The sequence below is a fragment of the Pseudomonas sp. SIMBA_067 genome (assembly GCF_046534675.1).
GTDB lineage: Bacteria > Pseudomonadota > Gammaproteobacteria > Pseudomonadales > Pseudomonadaceae > Aquipseudomonas > Aquipseudomonas putida.
This window is the reverse complement of record NZ_JAWRYH010000440.1, coordinates 1-271: the sequence shown is the minus strand read 5'-3', so window position 1 is coordinate 271 and position 271 is coordinate 1. Positions and strand designations below refer to the sequence as shown.

General features: G+C 57.9%; 1 protein-coding gene. It reads right to left on the bottom strand.

Going from position 1 to position 271, the window contains the following annotated elements:
• A partial coding sequence (locus SB765_RS29805; protein WP_410932517.1) for a hypothetical protein occupies positions 1-271 on the bottom strand: 271 nt, incomplete at both ends.

Below are 271 nucleotides of genomic sequence, written 5' to 3'. Positions count from 1 at the left end.
ATTCCGGCCAGGTGATTGGGATCATCTCGGCGGCGGCGTTCAGTTTCATGGTGCAGGAACCCAGCGGGATCATCGCCTGATTCAGCGCCAGATCTTTACGCTCCAGCGAGTGCATATAGCGCATCATTTCGGTTTCGCTGTGGTAGCGATTAAACACCGGATGGGTGAGGATTTCGTCGTCGCGCAGCATCGCAGGCTGGATAGAGCGGCTGTCGTGAGCCACGTCTTTGTCCAGCGTGTCGATGTCCAGGCCGTGGTTATCGCCCAGCAG